The following is a 16,144-nucleotide window of genomic DNA, read 5'->3' on the forward strand; positions in this document are numbered from 1 at the left end:
TAAGTGATATTAAGGTCAGCAAAACGCCTGGACCCACCGTAAATTAAATGGGCCAGGCTTGAATTGACAGCACTTTCTTATTTTATAACGTACGGTTGGCGGGTTCCCCTGGATGTTGGCTGTATTGCTGACCCGGCACGCCCGCCGCGTGACCTGGAGATATTAATCAGATTATCTACTGTTTATGGCTGGCGGGTTCCCCGTAATGTTGGCAGTATCGCCGCCCCCAACGCGCCCGCCGCGTCGCCAAGAGTTGAATGTGTAATTTTGCGGTTGACGGCGTAGCCGCCAGCGCGGGTCAGTGCGGCATCCAGGCCCGATTGATAAAGAGGAAGCAGAGCGGCTGCACTGCCGCTTAATACGGTGATATCCGGGCCATAAAGCGTCAGCAGCGTGTTCAGGCCGCGTCCGACAATCTGACCGTAATTGTGCATGATCTCCGCCACGCGAGGGCGGGCTGCGACCATTTCACTCAGCACGGAGAAGGTGCTGGTACCCCACTGCAAATCCGGGATCTCCTTCTGCAGCGCCTGCTGTAGTTGAGTCCGTGACGCCAGCATCTCCCAGCACCCCTGTAAACCGCAGTAGCAGATAACCGGGTCGGAAGAGACCGGGATGTGTCCGGCTTCCGGATGCTTACCGTCAAACGTTCTGAATGGCTGCCCCTTATCCAGCACTGCCACGCCGATGCCGGTTCCGAGCGTCACCATCATCATGCGCTCACTCTCCCGGCCCGCGCCAAAGTGATATTCCCCCAGCGCAGCCACAACAGCATCGTTGTCGATCGCTACCGGCACCGCCAGCAGTTCCCGCAGCTGGGAAACCAGTGGGAAATAAGAGAAACAGGCCAGCGTGTCGTCGTTTTCAATAATTTCCGTGGTGTTATTAACCGGCCCGCTGGCACCAATGCCGAGGCTGGTCAGGGAGCTCCCTGCCGGTAACAGGTGGCAAATTTTATCCACCAGAGCTTTAGCGCGCAGAACCGAGGGCAGGGTGGCGAACCAGGCTGAAGGAACGGTCTCACTTGCAATTTCCTGTTCGCCGTCCAGCAAAATAATCCGGGTGCCAGTGCCCCCTATATCAATGCCTGCGCGAAGAGAAAGTGCCTGTGTTGTCATATTTTTACCGTTATCTTTTTGCCATAAAGGAATTCGCCAGGCACCATCCCGTTACCACGAGCAAGAGTCACGGTCAGGTGCTGCACCCAGAGCATAGCGCAGAGCAAACGGATCAGTGGAGATTCCCCTGGTGTTGGCAATTGTTGACTGCCGGAGTAAACCACTGGTCCTACGGTAATGACTTCGGTTCCGTTGTCAGCCAGATCGCAGGCCAGCGTCTGCAGCGTAATGTCGCTGCCGTCGCCGAACAGTAAAGCCAGCATGCCTTCCCCTGAAGTCTCCATCGGGCCATGGCGGAATTCACCGCCGACGAACCCTTCCGCACTTATTTTTGAGGCTTCTTTAACGATCAGTGCGCCTGTCAGAGCCGTTGCAGCATCGGCTCCCATGCCGATCAGCGCCACCCGAGGTTTAGCATGGGTGAAAAGCCGATCGGTTAATGCCTGTACCGGCGCGCGGTTTTTAATGATTTCCGCAACTTCCGGCAGCACGGCACTTACCCTGGTAACTAATGGTGTTTCATCCTGCCCGGTCAGGGCATAAAGCGTACGAAAACTGGCGACCAGCGTGTTCAGGTAGCTTTTTGCGCTGACGGTTGATTCTTCGCCACTCTTAAGCTCTACTAAAATATTTGCCCGTTTTGCCAGCAGGCTCTGCGCATCGTTGGTGACGCCAATCAGCGTTTTCGCTGTCCGGATGTTTTCCAGCATTGCGACAATTTCACCGCTCATGCCAGACTGCGAAGTCACCCACAATAAGGTCTGCTTTGTGACCAGTTCAGGCATATCCAGTAAGCGGCCTGCATCAATGCGCCAGACCGCGAAACCCCTTGCAACCAGCTCTCTTTCGATGGGGATCAGCGCATAATCTGAAGAACCCATTCCGGCCAGCACGATGCGATCGTACTGAGTAAGGTCGAGCGTATTCAGTGCCTCTGGCAGGGAGTAGTTCAGTTGATCGCTCAGCGAGCCGATCTGCTGTTCTAACTCTTTCTCGTAAGCGCTGAAGGGGGCAGCCGTCATGGGTCGTTTTCTCTTTAAAGATAAATGTTCTTGATGTGTTTAAACATATATGCACGAAATCGTGCAGTCAATACTCGTATTCGGGCTATTTATTAATTTTTTGCGCAAATAAAGCCCGTTAAAGGTGACATGCAGGCGGATGTAAGCCAGTATATGCATGAAAACGTGCAATTATAGACTCAAGGAATGCAGGATGACGGCGGCACAGCGCAGATCGCAAATAGTAGAAATGATCGCAGAAAAAGGGTATCTGAACGCAGCTGAGCTGTCAGAGATCTTTGGAGTGGACAGCTCCACTATCCGGCGTGACCTCTCTTTGCTGGAAAAAACCGGCAGAGTGATGCGTACACATGGTGGGTTGCTGCCTGTTGAAACGGAGGGCGGTTTCGATACGCCATATAACGTGCGGCTGCAGATGAATGCTTCTGCCAAAACCGCCATCGCCCGCTACGCTGCCAGCCTGGTCAAGGACGGGCAGTCGCTGATCCTTGATAACGGTTCCAGCGTTTATGAGTTAGCACTGGCGCTGAAAGACAAAAGAAACCTGACTGTTGTCACCAATGATATTTTTTGCGCGATGGCGCTGGGCAATCACCCTGGCATCACGGTACATGTGGCTGGCGGGATGATGCTGGATAAGGTTTATACCCTTGTCGGGCAGGAGACGGTCGATAAGATCAATAGCGTCCATGTTGACTGGGCGTTTCTCGGCTCTGAAGGCGTGCATTTCGAAAACGGCATCACCAATATCAATACCATCGAAATTCCGGTTAAGCAGGCGATGATCAAATCGGCTGAGAAAACCGTGGTGCTGGCCGACAGCAGCAAGATGGGTTATCGCGCGCTGGCGCATGTATGCCCGCTCAGCGATATCAGCATGATCATCACTGAAGAGTCTCCCAATCTGAAGCAGCGCAGCAAATATGGCCCGCGGCTGGTGGTGGTCGAGCCGGATAAAGAGTAGCTTTTGGGCTAAAATCACTTCTTTAAGCCAGTAAAGTGAGCCTTAAATGCTGTATCGCCGCTTTGAACGACTGATTGATATTTTCCAGGATGCGCCCAGCAACACACCGCCTGACAGCGTCTGGGCTTTTTACGTTTATTACCTGCGCCAGGTCTGGCAAAGTTTCACCATGTTAATGGTGGTCGGGCTGATTGGGTCACTGATTGAGGTGGCGCTGTTCCGCTACCTCAGCACCATTATTGATATGGTGAATGGCACGCCTGCCGCCACTTTCTTTCGCGATCATGCCGCCGAGCTGATCTGGATGGCGGTGGTGGCACTGGTGCTGCGGCCGATTTTCATCGGCCTGCACGACCTGCTGGTACACCAGACCATCAACCCCGGCATGACCAGTATGATCCGCTGGCAGAACCACAACTACGTGCTGCGCCAGAGCCTGAACTTCTTCCAGAACGATTTTGCCGGGCGCATTGCCCAGCGCATTATGCAAACCGGGAACGCCCTGCGTGACTCATCCGTTCAGGCGGTGGATGCGCTGTGGCACGTGCTGATTTATGCCATCACCTCGCTGGTGCTGTTCGCCGAGGCTGACTGGCGACTGATGATCCCACTGCTGTTATGGATTGCGGGCTACATTATCAGCCTGAAATATTTTGTGCCGCGGGTGAAATCCCGCTCTGTGGCTTCTTCCGATGCGCGCTCTAAATTGATGGGGACCATCGTTGATGGTTACACCAACATCACCACGCTTAAATTGTTCGCCCACAGCGATCTGGAACGAGCCTATGCCCGTGAGGCGATAGGCGATCAGACCGATAAAACCCGCCAGCAGGGCCGTATGGTTACCAATATGGATGTGGCGATCACCACGCTGAACGGACTGCTGATTGTGGGGACCACCGGCCTGGCGCTGTGGCTGTGGACGCAGTCGCTGATCAGCGTGGGTGCCATCGCTCTGGCTACCGGTCTGGTAATCCGCATCGTGAACATGTCCGGCTGGATCATGTGGGTGGTAAACGGCATTTTTGAAAATATCGGGATGGTGCAGGATGGCCTGCAAACTATCGCTCAGCCCGTGAGCGTAACCGATAAACCGCAGGCTCCGGCGCTGAAAGTCCACAGCGGTGAGATCCGCTACGAAGACGTAAACTTCAATTACGGCAAAGATCGCCGGGTCATTGAGAATTTGCAGCTGACCATCCGTCCGGGAGAGAAAATCGGGCTGATTGGCCCTTCCGGAGCGGGAAAATCTACCCTGGTGAACCTGCTGCTACGCCTGTATGACCTGAACGGCGGCCGGATCGTGATTGACGGTCAGGATATCGCCCAGGTCAGCCAGGAGAGTCTGCGTGCGCAAATCGGGATGATCACCCAGGATACCTCACTGCTGCACCGTTCCATCCGCGATAATCTACTGTATGGTCGCCCCAATGCCACCGAAGAGGAGCTGCAGCTGGCGATCCATCGTGCCAAAGCCGATGAGTTTATCCCGATGCTCTCTGACCCGCAGGACCGCTATGGTCTGGATGCGCATGTTGGTGAGCGTGGGGTGAAGCTTTCTGGGGGGCAGCGCCAGCGTATCGCGATTGCCAGAGTGTTGCTGAAGGATGCCCCGATCCTGATTATGGATGAGGCCACGTCGGCGCTGGACTCAGAGGTGGAAGCGGCGATCCAGGAGAGCCTGGAAACGCTGATGGAAGGCAAAACGGTCATCGCCATTGCGCACCGGCTGTCGACCATTGCCAAAATGGACCGCTTAGTCGTGCTGCAGAACGGCCGGATTGCCGAGATGGGCAGCCATGCCGAGCTGCTGGCGAAAGGCGGACTCTATGCCCGCCTGTGGCAACATCAGACCGGGGGTTTTGTCGGCGAATATTGATCCGCCTGCGTGGAGAGCGCAGGCCATGACGTAAGAAGCAAACTGTCGGACTCGCGCCGTTGCAGGCGCGAGTCCAGTCAAACGGCTTCATTACGCCGGAAGGGCAGTGATTCCCGCGCTTCTTCTGCCCATGCCAGCACACCTTCCCGTTCCTGTTGCAGGTAGTCCTTCACCGCTTCATGCAGCCCTTCATGGCGCAAATAGTGCCAGGACTGGGTAATGGTCGGCTCAAAGCCCCGCACCAGCTTGTGTTCGCCCTGTGCACCTGCATCAAACCGCTGCAGGCCATTGGCAATGGCGTAATCCATACCCTGGTAGAAGCAGGTTTCGAAATGCAGGCGGTTAAATTCTTCCAGGCATCCCCAGTAGCGACCATAGACGGTATTGCCATCCACCAGGCTGAACGCCATCGCGGCGGCCAGACCGTTTTGCGTCGCCAGTACCACGCGGATCGCCTCCGGCATTCTCTCCGCCAGCAGGCTGAAGAACTGGCGCGTCAGATAGGGGCGCTGGCCGCGAACGGCATAGGTGTTGGCATAGCAGGCATAAACGAAGTCCCAGTGCGCTTCCGTCAACTGATGCCCCGCCAGCCACTCAAACTCAAAACCCTGGCTGGCTACCAGCTCGCGCTCCTTGCGGATCTGCTTGCGCTTGCGCGACATCAACGTATCGAGGAAGTCCTGGAAATCCCGGTAGCCGGGATTGTGCCAGTGGTACTGGCAGCCAAGACGATGCAGCCAGCGAGGCTGGCTGGCCAGTAGTTCCACCGTCTGAGCATTGCCGAAGTTGATATGCGCACTGTACAACTGCTGCTCCTGCAGAAAGCCCGGAATGCCCCGCATCAGCTTTAGTGCCGCATCAGGCTCACCCAGTAAACGCGCTCCGGTTACCGGGCTGAAGGGAACGGCGGCCAGCCATTTGGGGTAGTAAGGCACACCGGCCCGCAGGCAGGCATCAGCCCAGGCATGGTCAAACACGTACTCGCCCATTGAGTGGGTTTTGCGGTAGCCCGGCAAGGCAGCACGAGCTTCGCCATTTTCCATCCACAGCAGATGTTGTGGCTGCCAGCCGGTACCTTTGCCCAGGCAGCCGCTCTCTTCCAGCGTGCTGAGAAAGGCGTGGCGGAGAAAGGGCTGATCGTCAGGGGTGAGGGCATCCCACTGACTGGCGGGGAGATCGGCCAGCTGCGTCAGAAGGGTTAGTGACATCGATGCACTCCGTCTTCATACCGGTACGGCGGCCCGTACCTGGTGAATCATGAAGAGCTAAAGTGACGGTTTTGCGCGCGAAGATCAACGTCTTCTGCCGCCACCGCACGGGGCGTCAAAGCCCGGCGGTGGCAGGTTAAACCTGATTAGCGTGCACGCTGCGGCAGCTGATAGCCAACCTCGTCTTCGGGCGTTTCGCCGCCGACGCGCACAATTGGCCCCATGATAAACAGGAAACAGGCTGCTGCGACCACGCAGTGTGCGCCAACAAATACGAGACCCACACTGTAGCCGCCGGTCAGCGCGACCAGATAGCCGAAGATAATCGGCGTCACTATTCCGGCAATATTACCGACGCAGTTAAATATTGCTCCGGCCAGGCCAACGGCTTCTTTTGGTGCGGTATCGCTGATAATGGCCCAGGTCCCTGCACCTGCCGCAATCCCCTTGCCATAAAAAGCAAAAGACATGATTGCAATGACCCAGAAATTACTGTTGGCAACGGCTGCAGCTATTAAGGTGGCAGCCATCAGCATGCCGACAATATAAGGTGTTTTCCGTGCCCACGAGACTGACCATCCGGTGCGGATCAGGTAGTCGGAAATAATTCCTCCAGAGATGCCACCGGCAAAACCAAACAGCGCAGGGGCGACGGTGGCAAATCCGGCGTGAAGGATATCCATTCCCCGCGCCTGGACCAGATAGACAGGGAACCAGGTGATAAAGAAATAACTCAGCGCGATAGTGCAGTACTGGCCAATATAGGCGCACCACAGCATCCGGTTCGTTAACAGCTTGTGGAAAGTTTCACGGGAAAGGCGTGATTTATCTTTTCTCTGCACGGCGGAATCAATATCAATCAGGCCGCCGCCTTCAACAATATAATTCAGCTCGTGCGGGGTAACACCACGGTGCTGACGCGGTTCCTGCATGTACCAGAGCCATGCGCAGAAGGCGACGATACCGATCACACCGAGCACAAAAAACGGCCACGGCCAGCCAAACTCTGAGACCAGCCAGCCGGAAAGCGGAGAGAAAATTCCCACGGCAAAATATTGAGAAGAGGCAAAGAGCGAAGAGGCGCGCCCGCGTTCGGCTTTCGGAAACCACATAATGGCGATGCGGGCATTGGCCGGAAAGCTGGGCGCTTCTATTAATCCCAGAGCGAAGCGCAGAGTAAACATAATGACCAGCGCGCTGGTGATACCTGTGGCAAATTCTCCGACAAAGCCCATCGCTAATGTTGAAAGTGACCATAGCACCAGCGTCACGCCATACACTTTTTTTGTGCCGAAGCGGTCAAGAAATAAACCGCCGGGGATCTGGCCGAGAACATATGCCCAGCTGAAAGCTGAAAGAACAAAGCCGAGTTGAAGGGGTGAAAGGCCGAATTCATCCTTAATCGCTCCACCGGCTATCGAGAGAATAGAACGATCCGCATAGGCGATGACGGAGAGAGATAATATCAGCATTAATATCCACACGCGGACGTGCGAGCTGTTTTTTACAGTCATAATAATTAACCTTCTGCTGCTAATAAGCGGGGTTTCTTCAACTATAGGAGGGCGTTTCAGGGCGGGTCATTGTGCTGATGTCGAAATTACGGGCGTATTATCGCGATGAATTCAGTAAGAGTCACAAGGCTGGTTGAAGCGGTTCACATTTACGCCGCTGGCCGGTTCGCTGGCGAAAAAGCTTATCCGGAATGTGCTCTGCATCCGGTTTTCCCGTCGCAGAGTCTTCTATGAGACAGGGTCGATCATCATCGGTGCGGCCTGACACAGCACGTTGTAAAACCATGTTTTGGCAGTGATATCCCCAATTTCCGTGTGAGCGTACAGAAAAACTTCCGGGTTCGGCACGTTGAAAGGCAGCTCAAGGATGCGGCCATTGCCACGCCTGACGTAGATGCTGGCAGCGTTGAAAGGCAGCGTCACCAGCAGTTCACTGGAGGCGATCAGCTCACCCAATGCGGCAAAGTGGGGCACCTCCACCACAATATCCCGCTCCAGCCCGAACTCCTTCAGGCGATCTTCCACAATATGGTGGCCGCTGGTGGCTGAGACGACCACATGCTGCTCATGCATATAGTCGTCCATCGTCAGCTTATCGCCAATGCGTGGATGGTTACTGTTCAGCAGGCAGACGTAGCGCTGATACATAATCAGCTCGCGTTGGGCGGAGGAGACCGTCTCGTTGCGGTTACAGATGGCCGCATCAATCCTGCCGGTCAGCAGCCACTCATCCAGTTTTTGCATATCCACCGGGAGCACTTCCAGCTGGACGTTAGGGGCGACCTGTCGAAGATGCGTGACCAGGCGTGGCAGTAACAGCAGCTCGCCCAGGTCGGAAAGGGCCAGGCGAAATTTATGGCGCGCGGTTTCGGGGTTGAAATTGCGGGTTTCAGCCACGGCCAGCTCAATGCCGGTCAGGGATTTTTTAAACACCTTATACAGTTGAACGGCTGTCGGCGTGGGTTCCATTCCTTTACGGCTGCGCTTGAACAGTTCGTCGTTAGTTTCATTGCGCAGCCGCGCCAGCGCATAGCTTGCAGAGGGCTGAGTGATAAATAGCCGGTCTGCTGCTCCGCTGACGCTGCGGGTCTCATAGATGGCGGTAAACACGCGGACCAGATTGAGATCTAACATGGCTGCCCTCGATAGGGGGTATCTCTATATATGATTCTGAATTATCTATTTCAGCTATTTAAACCCTATCTTAAATCCGATATTGACTGCCAGGCCATTTATAACTGAAAAGAGGACGCAGACACTCCGTTTACGGCTCACATTTTTGTCTTTTTCTCCAGGCGGTACCGTGACGTAATGATTTGCATCATTTTTCCTGAGTGAAATTTCGCCAGAATGGTCCTGCGTGATCGCACTTTAACAAGGAAAAGGATATGAACAGTTCTGCACCTGAGGATGACAAGGTAGGGCCTGGCGCATACTTAGCGCTGGCATTTGCAGCGGTTTTCTTCTCTGGTCTGCTAAGCGGAAAAGAGTGGTACGGCGTTTTCGATTTCACCACGCTCAATGGTACTTTCGGCAAAGTGGTGAGTAAAGCCAGTCTGGAGGAGGGCACCCTGACCACGGCAGCCAGTGCGTTTCGTGGTACGGGCGGCAGCGGCGCGATGGATGGGTTTCTGTTTGCGCTGGGGTTGATCCCCGCGGTGATGTTTGCTCTCGGCATGATCAACGTGCTGGAACATTATGGCGCACTGCGTGCCGCCCGTAAGCTGCTGACTCCTCTGTTACGGCCATTGTTGGGTATACCGGGTATAACCGGACTGGCGCTGATTGGCAGCCTGCAAAGCACGGATGTCGGTGCGTCGCTGACGCGAAATCTGGCCAATGAGGGGCAACTTACTGAAAACGAGAAAGATGTTTTTGCCATGTTTCAGTTTTCTGCCGGGGCAATGATCACTAATTTTTTCTCTTCCGGCGCGATTCTGTTCACGCTGATGGCGGCAGATGGAACGGCTGCGGTTCCCACCTCAATCGGTGCCTGCATCGCGGTGATGTTCGTGATGAAAATCTTCGGCGCGAATCTGATGCGCCTGATCATTAAATTGACCGGAAAATCCGCTACAGTCGCTTCCCCGGCAGAAGGAGAAGCATCATGAGTGCTCCCCAGTCCAATCCTGTTATTACCGATGTGTTTGTGGAAGGTGCCCGCAAGGGCTGGAACATTGCCACGACCAGCACCCTGCCTAATGTGGTGATGGCCTTTATCATCATTAAAGCCCTGGAGATTACCGGCGCGCTGAAAGGGCTGGGGCTGATTTTTGCGCCACTGATGGGGCTGTTTGGATTGCCGGGAGAAGCCGCTGCCGTGCTGATTGGTGGCTGGATGTCGATGGGGGGCGGTATCGGTGTGGCTATCGGGCTGCTTGATAAAGGGATGATTACCGGCGAACACCTTGCGATCCTCGCACCAGCCATCTATCTGATGGGCTCTCAGGTGCAGTATCTCGGTCGGGTTCTTGGCGTGATCGGCACGCGAGCCGGACGTATCCCGCTGATGATTGCCATTTCGGTGATCAATGCTTTGCTGGCCATGCTGCTGATGCGCATTATTCTCTGAAAAGGACGTGACAATGAATCTTGAACATTACATTGAAGAACTGAAAATGCTGGTGAATGTTGACTGCGGTACCCAGACACCTGACGGCGTCACCACAGTGGCGGGCATCATGGCGTCCGTTGAGCCAGGATGGAAATCGCCTTTATGGCCCAGGCGTGGCGGATATGAAAAGTGGGCTGCTTAATATCCTGTGGGCAATGCGCGGGTTAGATGAAGCAGATGCCCGGCGTCTGACAATTGCGGTCGCGATGAATCCGGATGAGGAGACCGGCTCGGTTTATTCACATGAGTGGATTGGCGGGCTGGCAAAGCGTTCCCGTTGCGTACTGGTGTGCGAGGCGGCGCGAGCGGACGGTTCGCTGGTCAAAGCGCGTAAGGGCATGGCGGGTTACCAGCTCACCTTCAATGGGGTCGCTGCGCATGCCGGTAACGATCCTGAAAAGGGGCGCTCGGCAATCACCGCACTGGCTCACAGCGTCATTGTCATCAGCGCTCTGGCAGACTGGCAGCGCGGCACCACGCTGAATGTCGGCGTTGTTGATGGCGGAAGTGCCGGAAACGTGGTGGCCGATAAGGCGACGGCTGAACTGGATGTACGTTTCTGGGAGAACGACGAATTCGATCGTATCGACAGCCAACTTCAGGCTTTATGTGCGAAAGGCTTTCTTGAAGGGGTCACCACCTCGATTGTCCGTTTCACTCATAAGCCCGCTATGGCGGCCAGTGAGGCAACGCAGTTGCTGATGCAGAAAGTGGAAGCGGCAGGAAAAGAAGAGGGGATTGCCATTACCTGGCAGGCTGTGGGTGGGGGAAGTGATGCAAATCATACTGCCGCATTGGGTATCCCGACGCTTGATGGCCTGGGTCCGATTGGCGCGGGTTTCCACAGCCCGGCTGAGTGGCTGGAAACGACATCCATAGAACCACGAATTCGGCTGTTACGTCGCATCGTTTCCCTGTTTTAAAGGAGCACAGGGCAGCCCTCTCGGGCTGTTCTGATATCATTTCGTTAAACTATAGATGAAGTCTATAAATGAAGATTCAAAATATCTATTTGAACTATTTTAGACTTCTTTATATCCTTCTTTTCATAAAATTTTGATAAGTTACGTTATTAGTTGCAGATCAAAATTTATTCAATAAAAAAAAGCAGTAATTATTTTCATCGTGGCAGGGCTGGCGGCACCGTATGCAGGGAGCTTAAAGCAGGAGAGAGCAAGTGAAAGGCGAAATCGTGGAAGTCATCATCGACTGGATTGAAGAACATCTGGACGATGGGTTAAATATTGAAGCCGTGGCAGCGCGTTCCGGCTATTCAAAATGGCATCTTCAGCGTGCGTTTAAAGAGAAAAAGGGTATGACCCTGGGTTCATTTATCCGCTGCCGCCGTCTGGATGAAGCCGCCAAAAGTCTGGTCAGCTCGCACAAAACTATCATGACCATCTCAATGGACCTGGGTTTCTCTTCCCAGCAGTGCTTCCAGCGCGTGTTCAAAAAGCATTTCAACGTCACACCCAGAGACTACCGCAATCAGCATCGGGAGTTTTACTGAGTCAGCGCTGGCAGGGTAATCCTGCAGTGAGTTAACTACGGCAACCTAACATGAAAAAATCTTCCCTAATCCTGATCGCTCTGGTGTTCGGCAGCCCTTGCTTTGCCTCAGCGACCGCGCTTTCCGCGCCGGTAAGCTATGCTGCGGCTTTGTGCGATCCTGGCTTCTGTTTCGGTCAGGCCCGCGCCGGGAATGAAATGACTCAGGGCCTGACTGGCTATGAGCGCCAGGTTCAGCGCGTGCTGGAACCGGCCACGGAGAATGCCCCCACCTCGCAGGCAAGTAAAGTCCGTTAAATTCCGGGGTTATGACGGCCCCGATGCAGAATTTAACATTGACTCAGGTATACTGATGCCCGTGTTGAACTGCCTACGGGATGTTATGGAACGTTTCACTGAAAATCTTATTTATGCTTCGCGCTGGCTGCTGGCACCGGTTTATCTCGGGCTGTCGCTTGGCCTGTTAGCGCTGGCTATCAAGTTTTTCCAGGAAGTCTTTCACCTGCTGCCAAATGTGCTGGCGATGGCCGAAAACGATCTGGTGCTGGTTTTACTGTCAATGATCGACATGACGCTGGTCGGCGGCCTGCTGGTGATGGTGATGCTGTCGGGCTATGAGAATTTCGTCTCCAGACTGGATATTTCCGCGGACAAGGAAAAACTCAGCTGGCTCGGCAAAATGGACTCCGGCTCACTGAAAAATAAAGTCGCGGCCTCAATTGTGGCGATCTCTTCTATTCATCTGCTGCGGGTATTTATGGATGCAAGGAATATTCCGGACAACAAGCTGATGTGGTATGTGATCATCCATCTGGCATTTGTGCTGTCCGCTTTTGTGATGGGCTACCTGGACAGCCTGTCCCGCCGTGAAAAGGCCGCGAGCCATTGACCTTACTCCCTGCCTGGTCTTTCCGGGCAGTTTTCCCCTCTTTTTTCTTGCTGAGTCTTTTTTTGCTTGCCTCATCGGGGGCAAATCGCATAAAAAGCGGTGAAGAGACTTCACCTTCATGCCGATAAATAAAAACGGCTATAAAAGCCCGGCATAGTGTGGCCCGTAATTACCCAATTGTTTTTGGCACTCACATTGCATATTTCCTCTGTACGCACGGCTGTCCGGTGCGGCGGCATGGTTATGTCATTTTGTTTGTCACAGAGGATGGAAATGCCAGATGATTAGTCGTCGTCGGTTGATACTGGGAACCGGCGCCACGTTGCTTGCCATGACGACCGGAAAGCTGTTTGCCAGAGAAGATATTATTCCTCTCTGGCAGGACGATCCTCCTGGCGGTGGAGGCCCGAGCGGGGAGTTGCGTATTTCTGCTAACGGCTCATGGTCGAATATTGTCAGCCCTGCGATCCAACGCTTTCAGCCTGAGGAGCCTAACGGTTCGGCAGTGCTGATCGCGGCCGGTGGCGGTTACCGCTGGATTGGTATGGGGGGGGAAGCCTGGCCGGTGGCGCGCTGGTTGAATGCCCGTGGCTACACTGCTTATGTACTGAGTTACCGGCTGCCGCGTGAGAAGTGGAAGGCCGGGCGGCTGGCACCGCTGCAGGATGCCCAGCGGGCGATCAGGTTGGTTCGCTCAATGGAGCGCAAAGTTCATCTGCTGGGTTTCTCGGCTGGCGGCCACCTGATGGGTATGGCGGCGGCGCGTCCTGATTTCGTGACTTATGAACCGCAGGACTCTATGGATCATATTGTACCGGTGGTGGACACCGCTGCGTTAATCTACCCGGTGATCACCCTCGAACCCCCTTACACTAATACGCACACTCATTTTGAGCTGCTCGGCGCAAATCCTTCTCCAGCGGATGAAGCTGGCTGGTCCGTGGAAAGCTACGTCACACGTAAGTTTCCGCCGACATTTTTAGCGCAGGCCGATGACGATCCAATTTCCAATCCGCATAACACGCAAATCATGCACGATACCTGCCGCCGGATGGGTGTGCCGGTCCAGCAGATTAAAATTACCCGTGGTGGGCATGGATTTGGTTTGGGTAAAGCGGGGACGCCTGCGGCGATTTGGGATGAAGCCTACGCTGTCTGGCTTGATGCGCATCGCTAAAAACGTGAACGTGGCCACCTGCAATGAGGCGGCCAGCGGTTATTTTCTTAATCTCACCAGATCCACCGCGTGATTAACTCTTTTGGTCATGATCAGGCTTGCCCGCTCGCGGGTTGGCAGAATGTTTTCCTTCAGATTCATCAGGTTGATCTCTTCCCACAGCTGTTTCGCTATGCCCACAGCTTCATCTTCCGGCAGTTGTGCGTAGTGGTGGAAGTAGGAATCGGGATCGGTAAAGGCACCCTGACGGAATTTAAGGAAGCGATTGATGTACCAGTGCTGCAGCAACTCCTGTGGGGCATCAACGTAAATGGAGAAATCCACGAAGTCAGAAACAAAGACGTGATGCGGGTCATGGGGATAATCCATACCACTCTGCAGCACGTTCAGCCCTTCCAGAATCAGGATATCCGGTTGTTGCACCACTTTATCGCCGTCAGGAATGACGTCATAAATCAGGTGTGAATAAACCGGAGCGGTGACCTGCGATGCACCCGATTTCAGATCGGACACGAAATTCACCAGCCGGTGCATATCATACGATTGTGGGAACCCTTTCTTCTTCATCAGCCCGCGTTCTTTCAACACATCATTGGGATGCAGAAAACCGTCGGTGGTGATCAGCTCAACGCGGCGGTGTTCCGGCCAGCGGCTGAGCAGAGCCTGCAGTACGCGAGCCGTGGTGCTTTTGCCCACTGCCACGCTGCCAGCAATGCTGATGATATAGGGGATCTTCTGGCCATTGGTGCCGAGGAACTGTTCCAGCACGGCCTGGCGGCGCAGATTGGAACTGATATAAAAGTTAAGCAGGCGGGAGAGCGGCAGATAGATCTCTGCCACTTCCTCAATCGATAAATCTTCGTTTATCCCCTCAAGACGGGCAACTTCCTCTTCACTCAGGGTCATCGGCACGGAATCACGCAGCGCGGCCCATTGAGTGCGGTTAAATTGCAGATAGGGTGTGGTCAACAAGGATTCTTTTTTACTCATATGCATGCTTCTGCCAGCAAGAATTTGCCCGTCGTGATGTGAAAACATTTCAGGAGCGCGGCAAAGCCGACTCACGGACTAAGGGAAATTTCAGAAAACAATGGGCAGGAGGTTACCACCAGACGGGGCCTAACCAGAAGGAAAAATAAAATCTGCGGGTGCAAACGTAACGGCACCCGCATTTATTGAATTTTTAGCTGGCAATCGCCCTGATAACCTGATTAACCGCAAACAGCCGCTTGTAATAGATGACGGCAGAGTGGGAGTAACCTTCAGAAGTGCAGGAGAAGTCAGGCAACTCGCCCAGGCAACGATATCCCTGCGCGCGATAAAAAGCTTCGGCGGCACCGCCTGCTGGCGTATCCAGATAAAGGAGGCCGCGCTGCAGATTCATTGCTTCTTCTTCCAGAGCTGCCATCAGCTTTTTACCGGTGCCCAGGCGGCGGGCGCGATCGTGAACCAGCAGTTGCTGAATCTCTGCGCGATTACGGCCTTCCGGCTTCAGGCAAACCTCCAGCTGGACGCTGCCAGTGACGCCCTGATTGTCGCGGGCAATCCACAGCTTTCTGTCTCCTTTAGCCAGCCCGGCCCGCAGGCTGTGAAAATAACTCTCTGCCTGCTCCTGAGAAAGACGTTGTCGTTCGCCATCCGCGGCGTCGCTGGTCACTGCGTTAAGCAGCAGTTCTGCCAGTTCGCTACGATAGACAGGTAGGGTGGCGGCATTGATCATCACGATTTTCATGCGGTGTCCTCCTCTGTTGGCCTATAAGAAGAAATGCAATAAGTGATCCAATTCACAAAACGCAGTCCGGATGGGAAAGAGATGTGTCGTGTTGCTGAAAAAACGCACGCTTAACGTGCAAAACGATCGCCATGGTGCAAAAAAAATCACCGCTCTCATTTAACGACGTTACTGCCCGCCAGATTTTATCAGCCAGATGCCCCGGAATAAGGTGGTGAAAAAACCGCCCTGACGCTGATTATTTGAACGGAAATCCTGAATAAGAGGGGCGATTTGCGAAGAATTGCACAAATACCAGGCATAAGAACATTTATCGCGATTTTTTTGTTGCATCATGCGGCCGGTCTTCCTAGAATGCGCGTCACTTGATGCCGGCTTAGCTCAGTTGGTAGAGCAACTGACTTGTAATCAGTAGGTCACCAGTTCGATTCCGGTAGCCGGCACCATCAAGTACCCCAGGTGGGGTTCCCGAGCGGCCAAAGGGAGCAGACTGTAAATCTGCCGTCATCGACTTCGAA

At 54.2% G+C, this 16,144-nt stretch carries 15 protein-coding genes, 1 tRNA gene and 1 pseudogene; 10 read left to right on the forward strand and 7 right to left on the reverse strand.

Annotated elements, in window-relative coordinates:
• Positions 1-182: 182 nt before the first annotated feature.
• Both GSQ70_RS03355 and GSQ70_RS03360 read right to left on the reverse strand, forming a co-directional pair.
• On the reverse strand, positions 183-1,118 hold the full coding sequence (locus tag GSQ70_RS03355; RefSeq protein ID WP_158781137.1) for an ROK family protein: 936 nt from the start codon (positions 1,116-1,118) through the stop codon (positions 183-185).
• A complete protein-coding gene (locus GSQ70_RS03360; RefSeq protein ID WP_158781139.1) occupies positions 1,115-2,140 on the reverse strand; it encodes an SIS domain-containing protein in 1,026 nt (341 codons plus the stop codon). Before GSQ70_RS03360 ends, GSQ70_RS03355 begins: the two co-directional genes overlap by 4 nt.
• Before the next feature lie 193 nt (positions 2,141-2,333).
• Between GSQ70_RS03360 and GSQ70_RS03365 the strand changes: the two genes are divergently transcribed.
• Positions 2,334-3,104, forward strand: a complete 771-nt coding sequence (locus GSQ70_RS03365; protein ID WP_158781141.1) for a DeoR/GlpR family DNA-binding transcription regulator — start codon at positions 2,334-2,336, stop codon at positions 3,102-3,104.
• A gap of 46 nt (positions 3,105-3,150) precedes the next feature.
• Positions 3,151-4,983: an ABC transporter ATP-binding protein gene (locus GSQ70_RS03370; RefSeq protein ID WP_158781144.1), complete on the forward strand. Its 1,833-nt coding sequence runs from the start codon at positions 3,151-3,153 to the stop codon at positions 4,981-4,983.
• A 77-nt stretch (positions 4,984-5,060) separates the two neighbouring features.
• Here GSQ70_RS03370 and GSQ70_RS03375 read toward each other — a convergent pair whose 3' ends face one another.
• The 3 genes from GSQ70_RS03375 to GSQ70_RS03385 all read right to left on the reverse strand — a co-directional run bounded on the left by GSQ70_RS03375 (position 5,061) and on the right by GSQ70_RS03385 (position 8,839).
• A complete protein-coding gene (locus GSQ70_RS03375) occupies positions 5,061-6,191 on the reverse strand; it encodes a GNAT family N-acetyltransferase (protein WP_158781146.1) in 1,131 nt (376 codons plus the stop codon).
• A 146-nt stretch (positions 6,192-6,337) separates the two neighbouring features.
• A complete protein-coding gene (locus GSQ70_RS03380; protein ID WP_158781148.1) occupies positions 6,338-7,705 on the reverse strand; it encodes an MFS transporter in 1,368 nt (455 codons plus the stop codon).
• Between the two features lie 228 nt (positions 7,706-7,933).
• Entirely contained in the window at positions 7,934-8,839 is a 906-nt protein-coding gene (locus GSQ70_RS03385; protein WP_158781150.1) for a LysR family transcriptional regulator, read from the reverse strand.
• A gap of 254 nt (positions 8,840-9,093) precedes the next feature.
• Here GSQ70_RS03385 and GSQ70_RS03390 point away from each other — a divergent pair, with 254 nt between their 5' ends.
• The 7 genes and pseudogenes from GSQ70_RS03390 to GSQ70_RS03420 all read left to right on the forward strand — a co-directional run bounded on the left by GSQ70_RS03390 (position 9,094) and on the right by GSQ70_RS03420 (position 13,894).
• Positions 9,094-9,816 carry a nucleoside recognition domain-containing protein gene (locus tag GSQ70_RS03390; protein WP_158781152.1) on the forward strand — a complete coding sequence of 241 codons (723 nt, stop codon included), beginning with the start codon at positions 9,094-9,096 and terminating at the stop codon, positions 9,814-9,816.
• Entirely contained in the window at positions 9,813-10,277 is a 465-nt protein-coding gene (locus GSQ70_RS03395) for a YjiG family protein (protein ID WP_158781154.1), read from the forward strand. The genes GSQ70_RS03390 and GSQ70_RS03395 overlap by 4 nt, the downstream gene beginning before the upstream one ends.
• 13 nt (positions 10,278-10,290) lie before the next feature.
• Positions 10,291-11,242, forward strand: a pseudogene (locus tag GSQ70_RS03400) (M20 family metallopeptidase).
• 254 nt (positions 11,243-11,496) lie between these two features.
• A complete protein-coding gene (locus tag GSQ70_RS03405) occupies positions 11,497-11,829 on the forward strand; it encodes a helix-turn-helix domain-containing protein (protein WP_158781156.1) in 333 nt (110 codons plus the stop codon).
• A 50-nt stretch (positions 11,830-11,879) separates the two neighbouring features.
• Complete coding sequence (locus GSQ70_RS03410) at positions 11,880-12,125, forward strand: hypothetical protein (protein WP_158781158.1); 246 nt, start codon at positions 11,880-11,882, stop codon at positions 12,123-12,125.
• A gap of 85 nt (positions 12,126-12,210) precedes the next feature.
• A complete protein-coding gene (locus tag GSQ70_RS03415; protein ID WP_158781160.1) occupies positions 12,211-12,717 on the forward strand; it encodes a TIGR00645 family protein in 507 nt (168 codons plus the stop codon).
• Between the two features lie 280 nt (positions 12,718-12,997).
• Positions 12,998-13,894 (forward strand): alpha/beta hydrolase, encoded by an 897-nt coding sequence (locus GSQ70_RS03420; protein WP_158781162.1) that lies wholly within the window; start codon positions 12,998-13,000, stop codon positions 13,892-13,894.
• Between the two features lie 39 nt (positions 13,895-13,933).
• Here the strand turns inward: GSQ70_RS03420 and coaA are convergent, their stop codons facing one another.
• Both coaA and GSQ70_RS03430 read right to left on the reverse strand, forming a co-directional pair.
• On the reverse strand, positions 13,934-14,884 hold the full coding sequence (coaA, locus tag GSQ70_RS03425) for a type I pantothenate kinase (protein WP_158781164.1): 951 nt from the start codon (positions 14,882-14,884) through the stop codon (positions 13,934-13,936).
• Positions 14,885-15,077: 193 nt separating this feature from the next.
• Positions 15,078-15,626: a GNAT family N-acetyltransferase gene (locus tag GSQ70_RS03430; RefSeq protein ID WP_158781166.1), complete on the reverse strand. Its 549-nt coding sequence runs from the start codon at positions 15,624-15,626 to the stop codon at positions 15,078-15,080.
• 370 nt (positions 15,627-15,996) lie between these two features.
• Here GSQ70_RS03430 and GSQ70_RS03435 point away from each other — a divergent pair.
• Positions 15,997-16,072: transfer RNA gene (locus tag GSQ70_RS03435), tRNA-Thr, on the forward strand.
• Positions 16,073-16,144: the final 72 nt, after the last annotated feature.

It is taken from the genome of Pantoea sp. BAV 3049 (assembly GCF_009765445.1).
Lineage (GTDB): Bacteria > Pseudomonadota > Gammaproteobacteria > Enterobacterales > Enterobacteriaceae > Erwinia.

Excerpts from the sequence above, each read along its gene's own strand:
- GSQ70_RS03355 (WP_158781137.1), bottom strand. The coding sequence starts at position 1,118 with ATGACAACACAGGCACTTTCTCTTCGCGCAGGCATTGATATAGGGGGC.
- GSQ70_RS03360 (WP_158781139.1), bottom strand. The coding sequence starts at position 2,140 with ATGACGGCTGCCCCCTTCAGCGCTTACGAGAAAGAGTTAGAACAGCAG.
- GSQ70_RS03365 (WP_158781141.1), top strand. The coding sequence starts at position 2,334 with ATGACGGCGGCACAGCGCAGATCGCAAATAGTAGAAATGATCGCAGAA.
- GSQ70_RS03370 (WP_158781144.1), top strand. The coding sequence starts at position 3,151 with ATGCTGTATCGCCGCTTTGAACGACTGATTGATATTTTCCAGGATGCG.
- GSQ70_RS03375 (WP_158781146.1), bottom strand. The coding sequence starts at position 6,191 with ATGTCACTAACCCTTCTGACGCAGCTGGCCGATCTCCCCGCCAGTCAG.
- GSQ70_RS03380 (WP_158781148.1), bottom strand. The coding sequence starts at position 7,705 with ATGACTGTAAAAAACAGCTCGCACGTCCGCGTGTGGATATTAATGCTG.
- GSQ70_RS03385 (WP_158781150.1), bottom strand. The coding sequence starts at position 8,839 with ATGTTAGATCTCAATCTGGTCCGCGTGTTTACCGCCATCTATGAGACC.
- GSQ70_RS03390 (WP_158781152.1), top strand. The coding sequence starts at position 9,094 with ATGAACAGTTCTGCACCTGAGGATGACAAGGTAGGGCCTGGCGCATAC.
- GSQ70_RS03395 (WP_158781154.1), top strand. The coding sequence starts at position 9,813 with ATGAGTGCTCCCCAGTCCAATCCTGTTATTACCGATGTGTTTGTGGAA.
- GSQ70_RS03410 (WP_158781158.1), top strand. The coding sequence starts at position 11,880 with ATGAAAAAATCTTCCCTAATCCTGATCGCTCTGGTGTTCGGCAGCCCT.
- GSQ70_RS03415 (WP_158781160.1), top strand. The coding sequence starts at position 12,211 with ATGGAACGTTTCACTGAAAATCTTATTTATGCTTCGCGCTGGCTGCTG.
- GSQ70_RS03420 (WP_158781162.1), top strand. The coding sequence starts at position 12,998 with ATGATTAGTCGTCGTCGGTTGATACTGGGAACCGGCGCCACGTTGCTT.
- coaA (WP_158781164.1), bottom strand. The coding sequence starts at position 14,884 with ATGAGTAAAAAAGAATCCTTGTTGACCACACCCTATCTGCAATTTAAC.
- GSQ70_RS03430 (WP_158781166.1), bottom strand. The coding sequence starts at position 15,626 with ATGAAAATCGTGATGATCAATGCCGCCACCCTACCTGTCTATCGTAGC.